Origin of the sequence: Streptomyces gelaticus, assembly GCF_014649535.1 — a bacterium.
In the GTDB taxonomy this organism is placed as follows: Bacteria; Actinomycetota; Actinomycetes; order Streptomycetales; family Streptomycetaceae; genus Streptomyces; species Streptomyces gelaticus.
Window position 1 is genome coordinate 310150 of sequence record NZ_BMTF01000003.1, and the last position, 17323, is coordinate 327472.

Annotated in this window: 17 protein-coding genes; 7 read left to right on the plus strand and 10 right to left on the minus strand. The window is 72.9% G+C overall.

Annotation, left to right across the window (positions count from 1 at the left end; all coding sequences use genetic code 11):
- Positions 1-27 precede the first annotated feature (27 nt).
- Entirely contained in the window at positions 28-2004 is a 1977-nt protein-coding gene (locus tag IE107_RS06245; RefSeq protein WP_189541853.1) for a helix-turn-helix domain-containing protein, read from the plus strand.
- Between the two features lie 34 nt (positions 2005-2038).
- Here IE107_RS06245 and IE107_RS06250 read toward each other — a convergent pair whose 3' ends face one another.
- The 8 genes from IE107_RS06250 to IE107_RS06285 form a co-directional block, all read right to left on the minus strand.
- Positions 2039-2926: an alpha/beta hydrolase gene (locus tag IE107_RS06250; protein WP_189541855.1), complete on the minus strand. Its 888-nt coding sequence runs from the start codon at positions 2924-2926 to the stop codon at positions 2039-2041.
- On the minus strand, positions 2923-4077 hold the full coding sequence (locus tag IE107_RS06255) for a branched-chain amino acid ABC transporter permease (protein ID WP_373302400.1): 1155 nt from the start codon (positions 4075-4077) through the stop codon (positions 2923-2925). Before IE107_RS06255 ends, IE107_RS06250 begins: the two co-directional genes overlap by 4 nt.
- Complete coding sequence (locus tag IE107_RS06260; protein ID WP_072483430.1) at positions 4074-4961, minus strand: branched-chain amino acid ABC transporter permease; 888 nt, start codon at positions 4959-4961, stop codon at positions 4074-4076. Before IE107_RS06260 ends, IE107_RS06255 begins: the two co-directional genes overlap by 4 nt.
- Positions 4961-5707 (minus strand): ABC transporter ATP-binding protein, encoded by a 747-nt coding sequence (locus IE107_RS06265; protein ID WP_189541857.1) that lies wholly within the window; start codon positions 5705-5707, stop codon positions 4961-4963. The genes IE107_RS06260 and IE107_RS06265 overlap by 1 nt, the downstream gene beginning before the upstream one ends.
- Positions 5704-6495: an ABC transporter ATP-binding protein gene (locus tag IE107_RS06270; protein WP_189541859.1), complete on the minus strand. Its 792-nt coding sequence runs from the start codon at positions 6493-6495 to the stop codon at positions 5704-5706. Before IE107_RS06270 ends, IE107_RS06265 begins: the two co-directional genes overlap by 4 nt.
- 3 nt (positions 6496-6498) lie before the next feature.
- Positions 6499-7740: a substrate-binding domain-containing protein gene (locus IE107_RS06275; RefSeq protein ID WP_189541861.1), complete on the minus strand. Its 1242-nt coding sequence runs from the start codon at positions 7738-7740 to the stop codon at positions 6499-6501.
- A gap of 213 nt (positions 7741-7953) precedes the next feature.
- The gene (locus IE107_RS06280) at positions 7954-8304 is read right to left on the minus strand and encodes a DUF4190 domain-containing protein (protein ID WP_189541863.1); all 351 of its coding nucleotides are present in this window, start codon (positions 8302-8304) and stop codon (positions 7954-7956) included.
- A 127-nt stretch (positions 8305-8431) separates the two neighbouring features.
- A complete protein-coding gene (locus IE107_RS06285) occupies positions 8432-9061 on the minus strand; it encodes a TetR family transcriptional regulator (protein WP_189541865.1) in 630 nt (209 codons plus the stop codon).
- Positions 9062-9291: 230 nt separating this feature from the next.
- Here IE107_RS06285 and IE107_RS06290 point away from each other — a divergent pair, with 230 nt between their 5' ends.
- The 6 genes from IE107_RS06290 (at position 9292) to IE107_RS06315 (ending at position 15205) form a co-directional block, all read left to right on the plus strand.
- Positions 9292-10623 carry a glycosyltransferase family 4 protein gene (locus IE107_RS06290; protein ID WP_189541867.1) on the plus strand — a complete coding sequence of 444 codons (1332 nt, stop codon included), beginning with the start codon at positions 9292-9294 and terminating at the stop codon, positions 10621-10623.
- A gap of 62 nt (positions 10624-10685) precedes the next feature.
- Positions 10686-11441 (plus strand): class I SAM-dependent methyltransferase, encoded by a 756-nt coding sequence (locus IE107_RS06295; protein ID WP_189541869.1) that lies wholly within the window; start codon positions 10686-10688, stop codon positions 11439-11441.
- Positions 11438-12511 (plus strand): prenyltransferase/squalene oxidase repeat-containing protein, encoded by a 1074-nt coding sequence (locus IE107_RS06300; RefSeq protein WP_189541872.1) that lies wholly within the window; start codon positions 11438-11440, stop codon positions 12509-12511. Before IE107_RS06295 ends, IE107_RS06300 begins: the two co-directional genes overlap by 4 nt.
- A 166-nt stretch (positions 12512-12677) precedes the next feature.
- Positions 12678-13454, plus strand: coding sequence for a maleylpyruvate isomerase family mycothiol-dependent enzyme (locus IE107_RS06305; RefSeq protein WP_189541874.1), 777 nt, complete (start codon positions 12678-12680; stop codon positions 13452-13454).
- A 97-nt stretch (positions 13455-13551) separates the two neighbouring features.
- Entirely contained in the window at positions 13552-14628 is a 1077-nt protein-coding gene (locus IE107_RS06310) for a PHP domain-containing protein (protein ID WP_189541876.1), read from the plus strand.
- Between the two features lie 4 nt (positions 14629-14632).
- Positions 14633-15205: a VOC family protein gene (locus tag IE107_RS06315; protein ID WP_189541878.1), complete on the plus strand. Its 573-nt coding sequence runs from the start codon at positions 14633-14635 to the stop codon at positions 15203-15205.
- 15 nt (positions 15206-15220) lie between these two features.
- Here IE107_RS06315 and IE107_RS06320 read toward each other — a convergent pair whose 3' ends face one another.
- Both IE107_RS06320 and IE107_RS06325 read right to left on the minus strand, forming a co-directional pair.
- The gene (locus tag IE107_RS06320; RefSeq protein WP_189541880.1) at positions 15221-16228 is read right to left on the minus strand and encodes an LLM class F420-dependent oxidoreductase; all 1008 of its coding nucleotides are present in this window, start codon (positions 16226-16228) and stop codon (positions 15221-15223) included.
- A gap of 120 nt (positions 16229-16348) precedes the next feature.
- Positions 16349-17173 (minus strand): DUF5336 domain-containing protein, encoded by an 825-nt coding sequence (locus tag IE107_RS06325; protein WP_189541882.1) that lies wholly within the window; start codon positions 17171-17173, stop codon positions 16349-16351.
- Positions 17174-17323 lie beyond the last annotated feature (150 nt).

A 17323-nucleotide genomic window follows, 5' to 3' on the forward strand; every position in this document is an offset into this window, starting at 1 on the left:
CCGCCCCCTACGATTGCCGGCCCGCCCATGTCTGAACCGTCCACCTCCGCCGCGCCCCATCTGCGGCGCCTGTTCGACCTGCTGGCCGACGACGCCCCCGCCGAGGCGCTGGGCGCCGTCTCCTCGCAGGCCCGTGCCGCCGGGGTGCCCGCGGGCGACCTGGCGGAGGTGGAGCGGGCCACCACCACCGCCCTGCGGATCCGGGGCGCCCTGCGCCAGCACCGCCGTCGCGAGCTCCAACTCACCGCGCTCTTCGACACGGCGGGCGACCTGGCCGCCTCCCGCGACCTCGACGACGTGCTGAAGGCGATCGTCCGCCGGGCCAGGATGCTGCTCGGCACGGACACCGCCTACCTCACCCTCCCCGACGAGGAGGCGGGGGACACCTACATGCGGGTCACCGACGGATCGGTTTCGGTGGTCTTCCAGCGGCTGCGGCTGGAGCTCGGCCACGGGCTGGGCGGCCTCGTGGCGCAGACCGCGCGACCGTACGCGACCCCCGACTACCGCACCGACGACCGCTTCCACCACACCCGCAACATCAACGCCGGGGTGCTGGACGAGGGGCTCGTCGCCATCCTGGGCGTGCCGCTGCTCCTCGGCTCCAGCCGCGGCGGGACCGGAAAGGTCATCGGCGTCCTCTTCGCCGCCGACCGGGCGCCCCGCGTCTTCAGTCCCGACGAGGTCGCCCTGCTCTGCTCGCTCGCCGCCCATGCCGCGATCGCCATCGACACCGCCCGCGCGCTCGCCGACACCCGGTCCGCACTGGACGAACTGGCCGGGGCCAACGCCGAACTGGCGGAGGCGAACGCGGCGGTGCGGGCGCATTCGGCGGCCATGCGGCGGGCCGAGGAGTCCCACGACCGGCTCACCGACCTGGTGCTGCGCGGCCGGGACGTCAAGGATGTCGCGGCAGCGGTCGCGGGGCTGCTGGACTCCCCGCTGACCATCCACGACCCCGGCGGGCGGCCCCTGGCGGCCGTCCGGCCCGACGGCGCGGACTTCGCCGCCGACGGCATGGACGCCGGATGGCTGGCCGAGACCGCCGAGGAGTCCCGTACCGGCGCCCGCGCCGTGCACCGCGACGGCCGGTGGATCTGCGCGGTCCTCGCCGGGCAGGAAATCCTGGCAGGGCTGGTCCTGCACCGGCGCGGGCAGCTCGACGACTCCGACCGGCGGCTGTTCGAGCGGGCCTCCGTGGTCACCGGACTGCTCCTGCTGCTGCGGCGCACCGTCGCCGAGACCGAGAACCGGATCCGCGGCGAGCTGATCTCCGACCTGCTGACCGACGCGGACCGCGACCCGGCCGGACTCACCGAACGCGGCCGGCGCCTGGGCATCGACCTCGACCGCCCGCATCTGCTGCTGGTCGCCGAGGGCGGGGCCCGGGAGCGGCTGGCGCCCGCCGCGATGCGCTATCTGTTCGGCGGGGGCATCCACGGGGTGAGCGCGGAGCACGCCGGGGCCGTGGTGTTGCTGGTGGAGGCCGGGGACCCCCGGCCGGCCGCGGGCGACGCGGCCCGCGCGGCGGCGGACCAGCTCGGCCGGCTCGCCCAGACCCCCGTCACCGTCGCCGCCACCGGCCCGGCGCGCGGCGTCCGGGAACTGGCCGCCGCGTACGAGGAGGCCGTCCGCTGCCTGCGCGCGATGCGGGTCCTCGGGCGCACCGGGGAAGGGGCCTGCGTCGAGGAACTCGGCTTCCTGGGCGTGGTGCTGGGCAACGCGCAGGACGTCGACGGCTTCGTCTCGGCGACGCTCGGGCCGCTGCTGGAGTACGACGCGCAGCGCGGCACCCATCTGGTGCGCACCCTCGGCGCCTACTTCGGATCCGGGGGCAGCCTCGTCCGCGCCAAGGACGAACTCCACGTGCACGTCAACACGGTGGTGCAGCGGCTGGATCGGGTGCAGGTGCTGCTGGGGCGCGACTGGAACGAACCGGACCGGGCCCTGGAACTGCAACTCGCCCTGCGACTGCACCTGTTGACGGGCGGCCGGGGCCGGTGAGGGCCGGCCGGCCGCCCCAGGTCGAACCGAGTCGTCAGACGCCGGCCAGGTCCACCAGCCGGCGCGCGATCTCCTTGCCGCCCGCGTCCCCCGTCAGCACCGTGTAGTGGTTGACGTCCGGGACCGCCACCGGCGTCAACCGGGTGCCCCCGAGAGCCGCCGCCGCCAGCCGGTCCTCGTCGTACAGGCCCTGCTCCTCGTCCATCAGCCCGCGCTGCGCCCACAGCAGCGTCGCCGGAACGGGCAGCTTCCGTACCGCCGTCAGCACCTCCTCGTCGAAGAGGCCGATGCCGTCGGTGCGCACCGCCTCGATCCGGCAGGTGGAGTGCATGGCGGGTTCGTCCCCGGTCAGATCGCGCTGGATGTACGCGTCCACCTCGTCCGACCAGGAATCCGCGAAGGCGGGGTGCGCCTGCCAGAACGAGCGGTACGCGGCCCGGTCGGCGAAGGTCATCGACAGCCGGTCCATCGCCGGGCCGATCACGGCGGTCATCAGCTCGTCCGGGGACAGGTGCGTGGGGGCGGGGAAGCCTATGCCGCCGTCGACCAGCAGCAGCGGCCCGAACCGCTCCGGGTGCCGCACGGCGGCCAGCGCCGTCACGAACGCGCCCATCGAATGACCCGCCAGCACCACCCGGCCCGGTCCCCCCAGTGCCGCGGCCACGGCGGCCGCGTCGTCGGCGTGCGCCGCGATCCCGTACGGGCCGGGCAGCGCCGAACTCCCGGCCCGGCCGCGCAGATCCGGCGCGACCAGGGTGACGCGGCCGTCCAGCAGCCTTGCCACCGGCCCCCAGGACAGTGCGTTGGCGGTGATGCCGTGCAGGGCGACGACGACCGGCGCCCCGGGCTCCCGGGCCGGCCACCGCAGGACCGTCAGCTCGCCGCCGGTCACCGGGACTCGTACCTCTTCGTAAGTGATCACAGGCGTCCGTTCTCCTTCCGGGACTTGTTGTCCGCGGGCGTTTCGGTGCCGGTCCGGCCGCGGCGCCCCGCGGCCAGCCGGGAGGGCAGCCGGGCCAGGCCGCCGGGCAGCAGGTGTACCACGGCCACGAACAGCACACCGAGCAGGAACAGCGGCTGGGAGAGCGGCACCCGCAGCACCGCGGGCAGCTCGGCGACCGCGCCCGATCCGGCCAGATCGCCGAGCCGGTGATCGGCCCAGGTGTAGAGGATGCCGCCGGCCATCGGCCCCCACCGGGTGCCGGATCCGCCCAGCACCACCATCACCAGCAGGGACAGGGTGAAGTCGGAGGTGGTCGTCTGGGGGGTCGAGCCGCCGGTGAGCAGCAGGTGCACCAGACCGCCCAGCGCGGCCAGGGCGCCCGCCAGGACGAAGGCGGTGAGCTTGAACCCGTACGGCTTCAGTCCCAGCACCTCCACCCGGCGCTCGTTCTCCTTGATGCCCTCCCAGACGCGTCCGGTGGGGGAGTTGACCGCCCGGTGGACGACGGCGAGGGTGAGGACCAGATAGGCGAGGGCCAGCCAGTAGAGGTTCGCGGTGTTCTCGATGCCCACGAGCCCGGACGGCAGCAGCTCGGCGGGGGCGGCCCGGCCCTCCTCGCCGCCGGTCAGACCGCCGGGGTTGCGGGAGACCAGGATCGATCCCGCCTGGGCGAACGCCAGCGTCACCATGGAGAAGCCGATGCCGGTGACCCGCAGGCTCACCGAGCCCAGGACCAGCGCGAGCGCGATCCCGCAGGCGACGCCGAGCAGCGCGGACACCGCGAACGGGAGCCCCGCCTCCAGCAGGAAGGTGTTCGTGGCGTAGCTGCCCGCAGCGAAGTAGAGCGCGTGCCCGAAGGAGAGCAGCCCGGTGCGGCCGAGCAGCAGATCGTAGCCGGTTGCCAGCGCGCCGAACAGCAGGCAGGTGGCCAGGAGTTGAAGGCTTCCCGGGCTGCCCAGCGGGCCGTCCAGGAGCCCCGGCAGCGGCAGCGCGCTGAAGGGGGCGAGGGCCAGGACCAGCAGTGCGGCGGCGGGCCACCAGCGGCGCAGCAGCCGGGCGGTGTTCCCGGGGGCCCGCGCGGCCGTGCCGTCCTCGCCGGTGCGGTGGTGTGTCTCGGTGGCGGTGCTCACGCGAGCCTCCCGGTCAGTCCGCGCGGCCGTACGAGCAGCAGCGCGGCGAGCAGGACGACGACGGCCAGGTCGCCGAGGCCCGCTGCGGTGTAGTAGTTGGCGAACTGCTGGACCAGGCCGATGACGACGGACGCCACGGCGGCGCCGCTCACCGACCCCATCCCCCCGGTGACGACCACGACGAACGCGAAGATCAGCAGCGAGGTGCCCTGACGCGGGTCGACCGAGCCGAAGTACAGGCCGCCGAGCGCCCCGCCGAGCGCGGCCACGCAGCCGCCGATCGCGAAGACGAGCGTGAACGCCTTCCGTACGTCGATGCCGAGCGCGGTGACCATCGCGCGGTCCTCGACCCCGGCCCGTACGACCAGGCCGTGCCGGGTACGCCCCAGGAAGAGCCGCAGCGCCACGAGTACGACGAGGGCTGCCGCGACCAGGACCAGCCGGTTGACCGGCACCTGGGCGCCGAACAGGCCGAACGTGCCGGACAGCGCCTTCGGACCGGGGAAGGTACGGGCGTCCGAACCCCAGATGCCCGACAGCAGGGCCGGGACGGCGAGTCCCACCCCGACCGTGGCGAGCACCTGCTCGCGCGGCCGGGTGTAGAGCGGGCGGACGACGGCGAGTTCCAGCAGCACGGCGGCCGCGGTGCCCACCGCCGTACCGAACAGGACCGCCAGGACGAAGCCCGCCCCGCCCGGACCGGCGCCGGGCAGATGGCCGGAAGCCGCCCACCAGGTGCCGTACGCGCCGATGGACAGCAGCGCCCCGTGGGCGAAGTTCAGCACGTCCATCAGGCCGAAGATCAGTGAGAGTCCCGACGCGATCAGGAAGTAGAGGGCCCCCAGACCGAGTCCGGTCATGGTGAGCAGTACGACGGTGGACATCAGGAATCCGCCTCCACGGAAGGTGCTCGGTTGGCCGGGCCGTGTCCGACACCCAGCAGGCGCCGTGCCGCTTCCGCGTCGCCCAGCAGCTCGGCGGCCGGTCCCTGATGGGCGGTCCGGCCGTCGGCGAGCACCGCGCAGTGCTCGGCCAGGCGCCGCACGACGGCGAGGTTCTGCTCCACGAGCAGTACCGGCACCGCCTCGGCGGCCCGCTCCAGCACCTTGGCGACCTCGGTGACCACCTTGGGCGCCAGGCCCTTGGTGGGTTCGTCGGCGATGATCAGCCGGTTGCCGCCCAGCAGGGTGCGGCCGATCGCCACCATCTGCTGCTGTCCGCCGGACAGCGTCCCCGCCAACTGCCGTTCCCGGCGCTTCAGTTCGGGGAACAGTTCATGGACGAGTCCGTAGGCGGGCCCGTCCGCGCCGCGCCGCTCGGCCAGGCGCAGGTTCTCCGCGACGGTCAGCGAGGCGAAGATGCCCCGGTCCTCGGGGGCGTAACCGATGCCGAGGCGCACCACGGTGTGGGTGGGCATCGACACGGTCTCCTCGCCGTCCAGCCGTACGCTGCCGGTGCGCGGGACGAGGCCGAGAACGCCGCGCACGGTCGTGGTCTTCCCGGCGCCGTTGCGGCCGAGGAGTGCGGTCACTCCGTGCCGGGCGACGTCCAGGTCGACGCCGTGCAGGATGTGCCGGCCGCCGATCAGGACCCGCAGGTCCCGTACGGCGAGCAGGGGCGCGGTCGTCACAGTCCCTCCCCGAGATAGGCCTGCTGGACGGTCGGGTCGGCGGTCACTGCCTCGGGGGTGTCCAGCGCCAGCAGCTTTCCGTGGTGCATCACGGCGAGCCGGTCGGCCAGCCCCAGCAGGACGTCCATGTGGTGCTCGACCATCAGCACGGTGCGGCCCTCGTCCCGGTGCAGGGTGCGGATCAGTTCGGTCAGCGCGGGGACCTCCTCCGCGCTGACCCCGGCCATCGGCTCGTCGAGCAGCATCAGCCGTGGCTCGCCCACCAGCAGCACCGCGAGCTCCAGCTTCCGCTTCTCGCCGTGCGACAGCTCGGCCGCCGTCGCCCGTGCCCGGTGGCCGAGACCGGTGCGCTCCAGTACGCCGTCCACCTCGGCGGTGTACCGGGAGGCCCGCCGCCACAGCCGGTAGGAGCCGCCCCGGGCCGCCTGGGCGGCCAGCCGGACGTGGTCGGCGACGCTCATCGCCGGCCAGAGGCTGGACGTCTGGAACGTGCGGCCGATACCGCGCCGGGCCCGTGCGTGGGCGGGGCTGTCCGTCATGTCCGTGCCGTCCAGCGCGAGGGTGCCGGACGTGGCCGTGGTCACCCCGCTGATCAGGTTGAACAGGGAGGTCTTGCCCGCGCCGTTGGGGCCGATGAAGGCCAGGAACTCGCCCTCGTGGACGTTGAGTGTGACGTCCTCGACGATCGTCGCCCCGCCGACGCCCCAGCCGAGCCCGGCCAGTTGGAGCACCGGGGTGGCGGTCCGTGCCCCGCCCGGGTGCTCGGTGGTGGTGTCCGGTACGGCCATCGGTCAGCCCGCCGAAGGCTTCGCGGGCGGCGCCACCTCGTCCATCGGCGCGGTGGTCACCAGCTCCGGCCGGGCACCGGCGCCCTTCCCCTTGAGCTTCGCGACGAACATCGGCTGCACCAGGGCGTGGTCCTCGGCCCGGACCTGCTCCTTGCCCTTCACCCCGTCGAAGCTCCAGCCCTCCAGGGCCTTCACCATGGCGGCGGTGTCGTCGGCGCCGCCCTTCTCGATTGCGCGCACCACCATCTGCGCGGCGGTGAAGCCGTCGGGGGTGAACAGGTCCGGAGTGCCGCCGGCCTTCGTGACCGAGTCGAGCATGGACTTCTCCACGGCGTTGCCGCCGCCCGCGCCGGGGAAGTAGTGCGCCAGGAACGACACCTTGGAGCCGGCGTCGCCGAAGACCGGGTACGAGGCCGTTCCGGCGAGGCCCGTGACGACCTTGCCCGCCTCCAGTACGCCCTGCTGGTCCAGTGCGGTCCACAGCGCCGGAGCGGTCGAGCCGGCCCAGGCGACGAAGACCAGATCGGGCCCGCCCGCCTTCACCTGCCGGGCGAACGGGGTCAGGTCGGTGGCGCTGGGCGGGGCCAGTACGGAGCCGACCTTCGCGCCCCTGGCACCGAGGACGGCCTTCACGGCGGCGACATTGGCCTGACCGAAGGTGGAGTCCTGGGCCAGCACCGTGACCTTCTTGCCCTTGGCCTCGCCGAGCATCGTGCCGGCGGTGAGGATGTCCTGGTAGGACTGCCGGCCCGAGCGGAAGGTGTAGTCGTTGACGCCGGTCACGGCGTCGGTGGCGGCCGGGCCGCTGATGTACAGCACCTTGTTCTGGGCGGCGAGCGGCGCCATCTGGAGGGCCACACCGGAATCGGTGGTGCCGGCCAGCACCTTGGAGCCCTTGCCGATCAGGTTCTTGGCCGCGGAGACCGCCTTGCCCGGGTCGCCCGCGTCGTCCTGCTCGGTGACCTCGATACGGTGCCCGGCAACCTTGCCGGTGCCGTTCGTCGCGTAGTCCAGGCCCGCCATGAACCCGTCGCGGTACTGCTTCCCGTAGTCCGCGAGGAGCCCGGTCCGGGAGTACACCAGACCCACCTTGACGGTTCCGTTCTTCGAGTCCCCGCCGGAGTCGCTCTCGCCCGCCTTCCCGGCGGCGGTGCACCCGGCCAGCACGAGACCGGCGGCGGTCAGCACGGCGGCGGTGGACAGGGATCTGTGGTGACGGGCGGTGCCTGTGGCTCTGCGACGCATGGTGACCGGCTCCTCGGCGGCGTGTTCATGTGATGTCGCCGAACCGTATGAACACCCTGCCGCCGTCGACATGGTGCAGAATGCCCCACCTGGCGTGGTGCGCATGTGGGGGCCGCACATGGGCCCGGAAAGCGAAAACCGCGCCGGGGAACCGGATCGTACGGTTCCCCGGCGCGGCCGGTACGCGGTGCGCGGGTCCCGGGCGGTGGTCCGTCAGACCCAGGCGAGGGCCTGGACGGTGGCCACGGTCATGCCGAGCACGGCGAACGCGATGCCGACGCTGCCCATCACGATGCCGGCGACCGCCTGGCCGCGGCCGCCGCCCTCGCCGCGGTCGGCCATGCGCTTGGCCGAGATGCCGAGGCACAGCGCGATGATCGGCAGGATGATCGGGATGAGTACCAGGCCGAGGATGCCGAGAACCATCGAGGCGGTCGCCTTGCCGCTGGGCAGCGGGGCACCACCGGGGTATCCGTGGCCGGCCGGCGGCTGGGCGCCGTATCCCGGTCCGCCCGGGGCCTGCGTCCCGTTCGCGCCGCCTGCGATGCCTGCCTGGTCAGCCATGTCTTCCTCTCCATCGGTACTGGTCATGGCCATGATAAAGAGCGGCTTGTGGCCCTTTCGGTCGGAACGGTGAGAGGAGTGTGATGAAAACGCCCCGGAGCGGGGTCCGGGTGTGCTACGGCACGTCCTACGGCTTCGTCGGGTCTGTCTTCGCCGCGTCCGGCCTCGTCACGTCGATCAGACGGCACACCGTGTCGATGTCGATTTTCACCTGGGCGATCGACGCCCGCCCCGACAGCCAGGTGATCAGTGCCGAGTGCCAGGTGTGCTCGATGACCCGGACCGCGGACAGCTGCTCCGGCGTCGGATGCTCCAGTCCCATCGCGTCCAGGATGATCGCCGTCGTGATCCGAGAGACGGTGTCCACCTCCGGGCTGACGCTGCGGTCCGCGAAGGTCAGCGCCCGCACCATCGCGTCCGCCAGATGCGGCTCGCGCTGGAGCGCGCGGAACGCCCGCATCAGGGTGTCGGCGACCCGCTGCGCCGGGTCCTGACCGGCCGGGGGGCGTTTGTGCAGCGTCGTGTGCATGTGCTGGAGCTGGTCCTGCATGGTCGCGACCAGCAGATGGATCTTGGACGGGAAGTAGCGGTACAGCGTGCCCAGCGCGACCCCGGCCTCCTCCGCGACCTCGCGCATCTGCACCGCCTCGAAGCCGCCCCGGCCGGCGAGCTGGGCGCTGGCGTGCAGGATGCGGCGGCGACGGGCCTCCTGTCGTTCGGTCAGGGGCGGCGATGCCGGCTTGGCTTCCGCTGTCATGTGTCCCCATCCATGGCTTCTGTCCGCGACCGGCGGGAGGTGCTCGGTCTCCCGGGGGCGCACAGCATGCCAGCGCGCCCGGTGGTGGCGCGAATCACCTGATCCGGCCGTTGCACCGACGCTACCTGCCGGTAGATTCGTAGCTCATTGAACGATCCAGTCTGAAACTTGTTCTAGATTAGCGTGAGCGGTTACGCTCCGGCGAACACGCAGGGAGAAGGGGGCCGAGTGTGACCGCTGAGGCCATAGAGTCGGGCCCCCGCACGGGTGATGACCCGTCCGGCAGGGCCGATGACCGTCCGTTGCGCATCGCACTCCTCACCTACAAGGGCAACCCCTTCTGCGGCGGCCAGGGCGTCTACGTACGCCACCTCGCCCGCGAGCTCGCCCGGCTCGGCCACAGCGTCGAGGTGATCGGCGCCCAGCCCTATCCCGTGCTCGACGAGGGCGTCCCGCTCACCGAGCTGCCGAGCCTGGACCTCTACCGCCAGCCCGACCCGTTCCGCACCCCGAAGCGCGGCGAGTACCGCGACTGGATCGACGCCGCCGAGGTCGCCACCATGTGGACCGGCGGCTTCCCGGAACCGCTCACCTTCAGCCTGCGCGCCCGGCGCCATCTCGCCGCCCGCCGCGGCGAGTTCGACGTCATCCACGACAACCAGACCCTCGGCTACGGACTGCTCGCGGAACTCGGCGCCCCGCTCGTCACCACCATCCACCACCCCATCACCGTCGACCGGCAGTTGGACCTGGACGCCGCAGACACCCGCCGCCGGCGCGCCTCCGTGCGCCGCTGGTACGGCTTCACCCGCATGCAGAAGCGGGTCGCGCGCCGGCTGCCGTCCGTGCTCACCGTCTCCGGCTCCTCCAAGCAGGAGATCGTCGACCACCTCGGGGTGCGCCAGGACCGCATCCACGTCGTGCACATCGGCGCGGACACCGACCTCTGGTCGCCGGACCCGTCGGTCGCCGAGGTGCCCGGCAGGATCGTCACCACCTCCAGCGCCGACGTACCGCTCAAGGGCCTCGTCCACCTCGTCGACGCACTCGCCAAGCTCCGCGCCGGGAACCCGGACGCGCACCTCGTGGTCGTCGGCAAGCGGGCCGAGGACGGGCCGGTCGCCCAGGCCATCGAGCGCCACGGGCTCCGGGACGCCGTCGAGTTCGTCAAGGGCATCAGCGACGCCGAACTCGTCGACCTGGTGCGCGGCGCCCAGATCGCCTGCGTCCCCTCGCTGTACGAGGGCTTCTCGCTGCCCGCCGCCGAGGCGATGGCCACCGGCACCCCCCTCGTCGCCACCACCGGCGGTGCGATCCCCGAGGTCGCGGGCCCGGACGGCGAGACCTGCCTGGCCGTCCCGCCCGCCGACGCCGGGGCACTGGCCGACGCGCTCGCCCGGCTGCTCGGCGACCCGGAGCTGCGCGCCCGGCTCGGCGCCGCGGGCCGCGAGCGGGTGCTCTCCCGCTTCACCTGGAAGCAGGCCGCCATCGGCACCGCCGCCCTGTACCGCGAGGCGATCGCCGCCCGGTCCGGCGCCATGCCTTCCGGCGGCCGTCGTTGATCCCGCCGCCCGTTCCCGTCGTCCCCGCCCCCTGACCCCCTCGACCGCGAAAGCAGGCATTCGTGCTGACCGTGGACTTCACCCGCTTCCCGCTCGCCGCAGGTGACCGAGTGCTCGACCTGGGCTGCGGCGCAGGACGCCACGCCTTCGAGTGCTACCGGCGCGGCGCCCAGGTCGTGGCCCTCGACCAGAACGGCGAGGAGATCCGCGAGGTCGCGAAGTGGTTCGCCGCGATGAAGGAGGCCGGCGAGGCACCCGAGGGCGCCACCGCCACCGCGATGGAGGGCGACGCGCTCAACCTGCCGTTCCCCGACGAGTCCTTCGACGTCGTGATCATCTCCGAGGTCATGGAGCACATCCCCGACGACAAGGGCGTCCTGGCCGAGATGGTCCGGGTCCTCAAGCCCGGCGGCCGGATCGCGATCACCGTGCCGCGCTACGGCCCCGAGAAGGTCTGCTGGACGCTCTCCGACGCCTACCACGAGGTCGAGGGCGGCCACATCCGCATCTACAAGGCCGACGAACTGCTCGCCAGGATCCGCGGCGCCGGCCTCAAGCCGTACGGCACCCACCACGCCCACGCCCTGCACTCGCCGTACTGGTGGCTCAAGTGCGCCTTCGGGGTCGACAACGAGAAGGCGCTGCCGGTCCGCGCGTACCACAAGCTGCTGGTCTGGGACATCATGAAGAAGCCGATGGCCACCCGGGTCGCCGAGCAGCTGCTCAACCCGGTCGTCGGCAAGAGCTTCGTGGCGTACGCGACCAAGCCGCACCTGCCCGTGGCCGCCGCCGAGGACCTCACCAGGGCCGAGGCGTGACCGTTCCCGAGCAGACCGAACACCTCGTACTGCCCGGAGTCCTCACCGCCGAGCAGGCCGCCGAGACCGTCGCCGCCCTCCTCGCCGTGCAGCGCGAGGACGGCGCCCTGCCCTGGTTCCGCGGTCACCACCTCGACCCGTGGGACCACACCGAGGCCGCCATGGCGCTCGACGCGGCGGGCGAGCACGCCGCCGCCGAGCGCGCGTACGACTGGCTGGCCCGGCACCAGAACGAGGACGGCTCCTGGTACGCCGCGTACCACGACGGCGACGCGGACCGGCCGACCGACCGTTCGCTGGAGACCAACTTCTGTGCGTACGTGGCCGTCGGCGTCTGGCACCACTACCTCGCCACCGGCGACGACGCCTTCGTCGACCGGATGTGGCCGACCGTCTACGCCGCCGTCGAGTTCGTGCTGCGGCTCCAGCGGCCCGGCGGACAGATCGGCTGGAAGCGCGAAGCCGACGGGACCCCCGTCGACGACGCGCTGCTGACCGGCTGCTCCTCCATCCACCAGGCGCTGCGCTGCGCGCTCGCCATCGCCGAACGGCGCGAGGAGCCGCAGCCCGACTGGGAGTTGGCGACGGGCGCACTGAGCCACGCGATCCGCAAGCACCCGGAACGTTTCCTGGACAAGAGCCGCTACTCGATGGACTGGTACTACCCGGTCCTCGGCGGCGCGCTCACCGGAACGGCCGCCAAGGAGCGGATGGAGGAGAGCTGGGACCGCTTCGTGGTCCCCGGCCTCGGGGTGCGCTGTGTGCTGCCCAACCCCTGGGTGACCGGCGGCGAGAGCTGCGAACTCGCCCTGGCGCTCTGGGTGATGGGCGAGTCCGACCGGGCGCTGGAGATCCTCCAGTCCATCCAGCACCTGCGCGCCGAGGGCGGCATGTACTGGACCGGGTACGTCTTCGAGGGCGACCGGGCCTTCTGGCCGCAGGAGCTCACCACCTGGACGGCCGGTTCGCTGCTGCTCGCCGTGGCCGCGCTCGGCGGCCACGAGGCGACCACGGAGGTCTTCGGCGGCGAGCACCTGCCGCGCGGACTGGAACCGGACTGCTGCCGTTAGGGCCTGTCCGGCGGATCACGGCCGGGGCGCCCGACCGGGCGGAAGCAAGGGGGACCCGGACGGCGTTTCCCGAGTGGCACGCCGCGCCGGGGCAAGGCGCCCGCCACCTCGCAACTCGGCGGGTAATCGGTGGGGTTCGGCCCGTGATCGAACTAGGGTGCGTGACATGAGCCGACTCACGCACGACCGCTACTGTGACGAAATCACCGCCCGCACCGAAGCGCTGAGGGCGACGATCCGTGGCGCGGACCTCGGCGCCACCGTCCCGACCTGCCCCGACTGGACCCTGCGCGAGCTCGCTCTCCATGTCGGCAGGGCCCATCGCTGGGTCGGCGAGATCCTGCGGACCCGCGCCACCGAGATGGTCCCGTTCGAGCAGGTGCCGGAGAACGCCCCCAGGAGCGACGACCCGGCCGCGCTCGACGCCTGGCTGGAGGAGGGCGCCGCGCGGACCGCCGAGGCGCTGCGGGCCGCGGGCCCGGACGAGGAGGTGTGGTCCTGGGCGTGGGAGCCGAGCACGGGCTTCTGGGCCCGCCGGATGGCACACGAGACGATCGTCCACCACGCCGACGCGGCACTCACGGCGAAGACCGGCTACGAGGTGGCGCCGGAGCCGGCCGCCGACACGATCGAGGAGTGGCTGGAGATCGTCGCCTTCGTGCGATCCGTGGGCGACAAGCGGGCCGCCGAACTGACCGGGGCCGGGCGCTCCATCCATCTGCACGCCACGGACGTACCGGGCGCCGAGTGGCTGATCGAGTTCGGCGAGGACGGCTTCACCTGGCGGCACGCCCACGAGAAGGCGACCGTGGCGCTGCGCGGCCCGCTCACCGACATCATGCTGGTCTTCAACCGGCGCCTGGCGCCGGACAGCGACCGGGTGGAGGTGCTCGGTGACGCGGAGCTGCTGGACTTCTGGCTGGAGCACGCCGTGTTCGGCTGAGCGGTCGCCCGGCGCCGTTGTGCGGGCCGGGCCGGGCTGAGCGAAGCTGGAGGGGACAGGACAGTACGCAGTGTCCGGCGGCCCCGTGGAGGTGCCGATGGAGCCCGTCCGCGCCCTGAAACGGATCGCCTTCCTGCTCGAACGCGGCAGGGCCGACACCTATCGTGTGCACGCGTTCCGCACCGCCGCCGATGCCGTGGCCGCGATGCCGGACGGCGAGGTCGGCCGGCGGGCGGCGGCCGGCTCGCTGGAGGCGGTCAAGGGCATCGGACCGAAGACCGCTCAGGTGATCCGGGAGGCGGTGGCCGGGGAAGTGCCCGGCTATCTGGAACGGCTGGAGGAGGAGGCCGCCGCCCGCCCCGCCGAGGGCGGCGAGCACCTCCTCGCGCTCCAGCGCGGGGACTGTCACCTGCACTCCGACTGGTCGGACGGCGGCAGCCCCGTCGAGGAGATGGGCCGCACCGCGGCGGAGCTGGGCCACGAGTGGGCGGCCCTCACCGACCACTCGCCCCGGCTGACCGTGGCGAACGGCCTCTCCCCGGACCGGCTGCGCCGGCAGCTGGCGGAGGTCGCCGAGCTCAACGAGCGGTGGGCGCCGTTCCGGCTGCTCACCGGCATCGAGTGCGACATCCTGCCCGACGGTTCCCTCGACCAGGAGGACGAGCTGCTGGAGCAGCTGGACATCGTGGTGGTCTCCGCCCACTCCGAGCTGAGGATGGATCCGGCCCCGATGACCCGACGGCTGATCGAGGCCGTCCGCCACCCGCGGGCGAACATCCTCGGGCACTGCACGGGGCGGCTGATCGCGGACCGGAAGCGCCCGGAGTCCCGCTTCGACGCGGACGAGGTCTTCGCGGCATGCGTGGAGGCCGGCACCGCGGTGGAGATCAACAGCCGCCCGGAACGGCTCGACCCGCCCCGGCGCCTGCTGAGCCGCGCCGTCGCGGCGGGCACCCTCTTCGCCATCGACACCGACGCCCACGCACCCGGACAGCTGGACTGGCAGATCCACGGCTGCGCCCGCGCCGAGGAGTGCCGGATCCCGGCGGAACGCGTCGTCACCACATGGCCGGCCGACCGGCTCCTGGCCTGGTCGCACGAGGGCACGACCCCGGAGCGGGCCCGCTCCGGGGCGGACGGGGCCGTCGGCGCAGCCCCGGGACAGGAGCGGTGAAGCCATGACGGCCACAAGCGTGCGAGGCATCGACCACATCGGGGTCACCGTCCCCGACCTGGAGACCGCGACTCTCTTCCTCGCGAGGGCCTTCGGCGCCGAGGTGCTCTACGACACACTGCGCCGCCAGGACGGACCGAACGGCGGACGCGACGTCGAGCAGCGGCTCGGCGTCCCCGCGGGCACCCAGCAGCTGGCGATCAGGATGCTGGCGCTCCCCGGCGGCGGTCCGGGCATCGAGCTGTGCGAGTTCGAGGGCCCCCGCCGTGAACCCCCGGCGCTGCCCTGCGACTTCGGCTGGCAGCATGTGGCGCTGTACGCAGACGACCTGGACGCGGCCGTACGGGACTGCGTGGCCGCGGGCGCCTCGCTGCTCGCCGAGGCACAGCCGCTGCCGGGCCCCGAGGCGGGGGAGCACAACCGGTTCGCGTATCTGCGCACCCCGTGGGGCAGCACCCTGCAACTCCTCACGTACCCCGACCCCCAGCCCTGGCAGCGCACCACGCCACGACGGAGCACCCGCCCGGCCGGCACCGGTACCTGGCCGACCGACCCGGCCCGGCCCGATCCGGCCTGATCCGGACGAAAGAGCCTAGTTGAGCTCCGCGAGCACCCGCAGAGTGTGCGGGTCCGGTGCCGTCACCAGCAGATCGGTGACCGGCCCCTTGCGCCACAACTCCAGCCGTTCCGCGATCCGTTCACGCGGACCGACGAGCGAGATCTCGTCCGCGAATGCGTCCGGCACCGCCAGTACCGCCTCCTGCTTGCGCCCTTCGAGGAAGAGCCGCTGGATCCGCCGCGCCTCCTCCTCGAACCCCATTCGCGCCATCAGATCGGCGTGGAAGTTGCGGGCCGCGTGGCCCATCCCTCCGATGTAGAAGCCGAGCATCGCCTTCACCGGCAGCAGCCCCTCGGCGACGTCGTCACAGACCAGGGCCCGCGCCATCGGCGCGATCATGAATCCCTCGGGCAGGTCCGTGAGCGAGGCCTCGTACACATCGGTGCGCATCGGCGACCAGTACAGCGGCAGCCAGCCGTCCGCGATCCGGGTCGTCTGCGCGATGTTCCGCGGCCCCTCCGCCCCGAGCAGCACGGGCAGCCCCGGACGCAGCGGATGGGTGATCGGCTTCAGCGGCTTGCCCAGACCGGTGGCGTCCGGACCGTTGTACGGGTGGGAGTGGAACCGGCCGTCCAGCTCGACGGGGGCCTCGCGGGCCAGGACCTGGCGGATGACGTCGACGTACTCCCGGGTCGCGGTCAGCGGGCTCTTCGGGAACGGCCGCCCGTACCAGCCCTCCACCACCTGCGGCCCGGACAGCCCGAGGCCCAGCATCATCCGGCCGCCGGAGAGGTGGTCGAGGGTGAGGGCGTGCATGGCGGTCGCGGTCGGGGTGCGCGCCGCCATCTGCGCGATGCCGGTGCCCAGCCGGATACGGGAGGTGTGTGCGGCGATCCAGGTCAGCGGAGTGAACGCGTCCGACCCCCAGGCCTCCGCCGTCCACACCGACGCGTACCCCAGCGCCTCGGCCTCCCCGGCCAGCCCCAGATGGTCGGGGTTCGGGCCGCGGCCCCAGTATCCGAGCGCGAGTCCGAGCCGCATGTCCGCCGCCTCCCAGTAGTTCTGACGCTACGTCAGGAAATGAGGTACGGACGGAGGGTACGACAGCGACCCCCCGCCCGGAAGGGGCGGAGGGCCGCTGTCGTACTGCCTGTGGCGGGCTCAGCCGCGCTGGATGCCCGTGGTGTCCTGGAGCACGCCGCGACGGCCGTCCTGGGTCTGGGCGATCAGGCCCGGACCGCGCTGCTCCACCGCGAGATACCAGGTGCCGGGCGCCAGTTCGGCGATCGGCGACGGCGAACCGTCCTCCCCGTACAGCGGGCGGGCCACCGGCACCGCGAACCAGAACGGCGTGAAGTCCCCGGTCGGCGCACCCGCGGCGGGAGCCTGCTGGGCCCCGGCCTGCGGCTCCGGCTGACCGGGCTGCGGCTGGCCGCCGTAGGGCTGCTGCTGGCCCGGCTGGCCGCCGTACGACGGCTGCTGGGCACCGGGGTAGCCGTACCCCTGACCGGGCTGCGGCTGACCGCCGTACGGCGGCTGCACGGCCTGCGGACGTGGGGCGTTCACCAGCGGGGCCTTGAGTGCGGGGACCAGCGGGGTGGCGACCGCGCCGCCCGCGAGCACGATCGTGGCCAGCAGTCCGAGGATCATTCCGGCGCCCGCGTCGCCGGCGTCGATGGTCGTCCAGAAGGACGTCCACACCGCGAAGACACTGAAAGCGGCACCGAATTGACCGAGGTCGAAGCCGACGACCTTACGGGCCGAGGTGGCGCGGCCCACGATGACCAGCGCCGCTCCGATGATTCCGGCCAGATAGACGCTCATCAGCAGCCCGAGCGAGTCCCAGGCGTTCGGGGCGTTGCGGTTGGAGCAGTTGATGCCCGCAGGGCAGTCGTAGCCGAAGAGGTCGAGGAAAGAGGCGATGAACAGCACGACCGCTGCTCCGATCACCACGCCGTCGCCTCGAGTGAGGGAGCGGATATTCACGTGAAGGTCCTTAGTCGGTCGTCTCGTCGGGGCGGTCGTCGCTGCCGCCTGTACGGGTACGGCGGGCACAACGTGAAGCTCGGGGGCGGCTCCCCATCGTACGGATGAATCTATCGTCTGCCCGGCCTGGTTGTGCCCCTGCCCGGCTCT

Excerpts from the sequence above, each read along its gene's own strand:
- IE107_RS06245 (WP_189541853.1), top strand. The coding sequence starts at position 28 with ATGTCTGAACCGTCCACCTCCGCCGCGCCCCATCTGCGGCGCCTGTTC.
- IE107_RS06260 (WP_072483430.1), bottom strand. The coding sequence starts at position 4,961 with ATGTCCACCGTCGTACTGCTCACCATGACCGGACTCGGTCTGGGGGCC.
- IE107_RS06270 (WP_189541859.1), bottom strand. The coding sequence starts at position 6,495 with ATGGCCGTACCGGACACCACCACCGAGCACCCGGGCGGGGCACGGACC.
- IE107_RS06275 (WP_189541861.1), bottom strand. The coding sequence starts at position 7,740 with ATGCGTCGCAGAGCCACAGGCACCGCCCGTCACCACAGATCCCTGTCC.
- IE107_RS06280 (WP_189541863.1), bottom strand. The coding sequence starts at position 8,304 with ATGGCTGACCAGGCAGGCATCGCAGGCGGCGCGAACGGGACGCAGGCC.
- IE107_RS06285 (WP_189541865.1), bottom strand. The coding sequence starts at position 9,061 with ATGACAGCGGAAGCCAAGCCGGCATCGCCGCCCCTGACCGAACGACAG.
- IE107_RS06305 (WP_189541874.1), top strand. The coding sequence starts at position 12,678 with ATGAGCCGACTCACGCACGACCGCTACTGTGACGAAATCACCGCCCGC.
- IE107_RS06310 (WP_189541876.1), top strand. The coding sequence starts at position 13,552 with ATGGAGCCCGTCCGCGCCCTGAAACGGATCGCCTTCCTGCTCGAACGC.
- IE107_RS06315 (WP_189541878.1), top strand. The coding sequence starts at position 14,633 with ATGACGGCCACAAGCGTGCGAGGCATCGACCACATCGGGGTCACCGTC.
- IE107_RS06320 (WP_189541880.1), bottom strand. The coding sequence starts at position 16,228 with ATGCGGCTCGGACTCGCGCTCGGATACTGGGGCCGCGGCCCGAACCCC.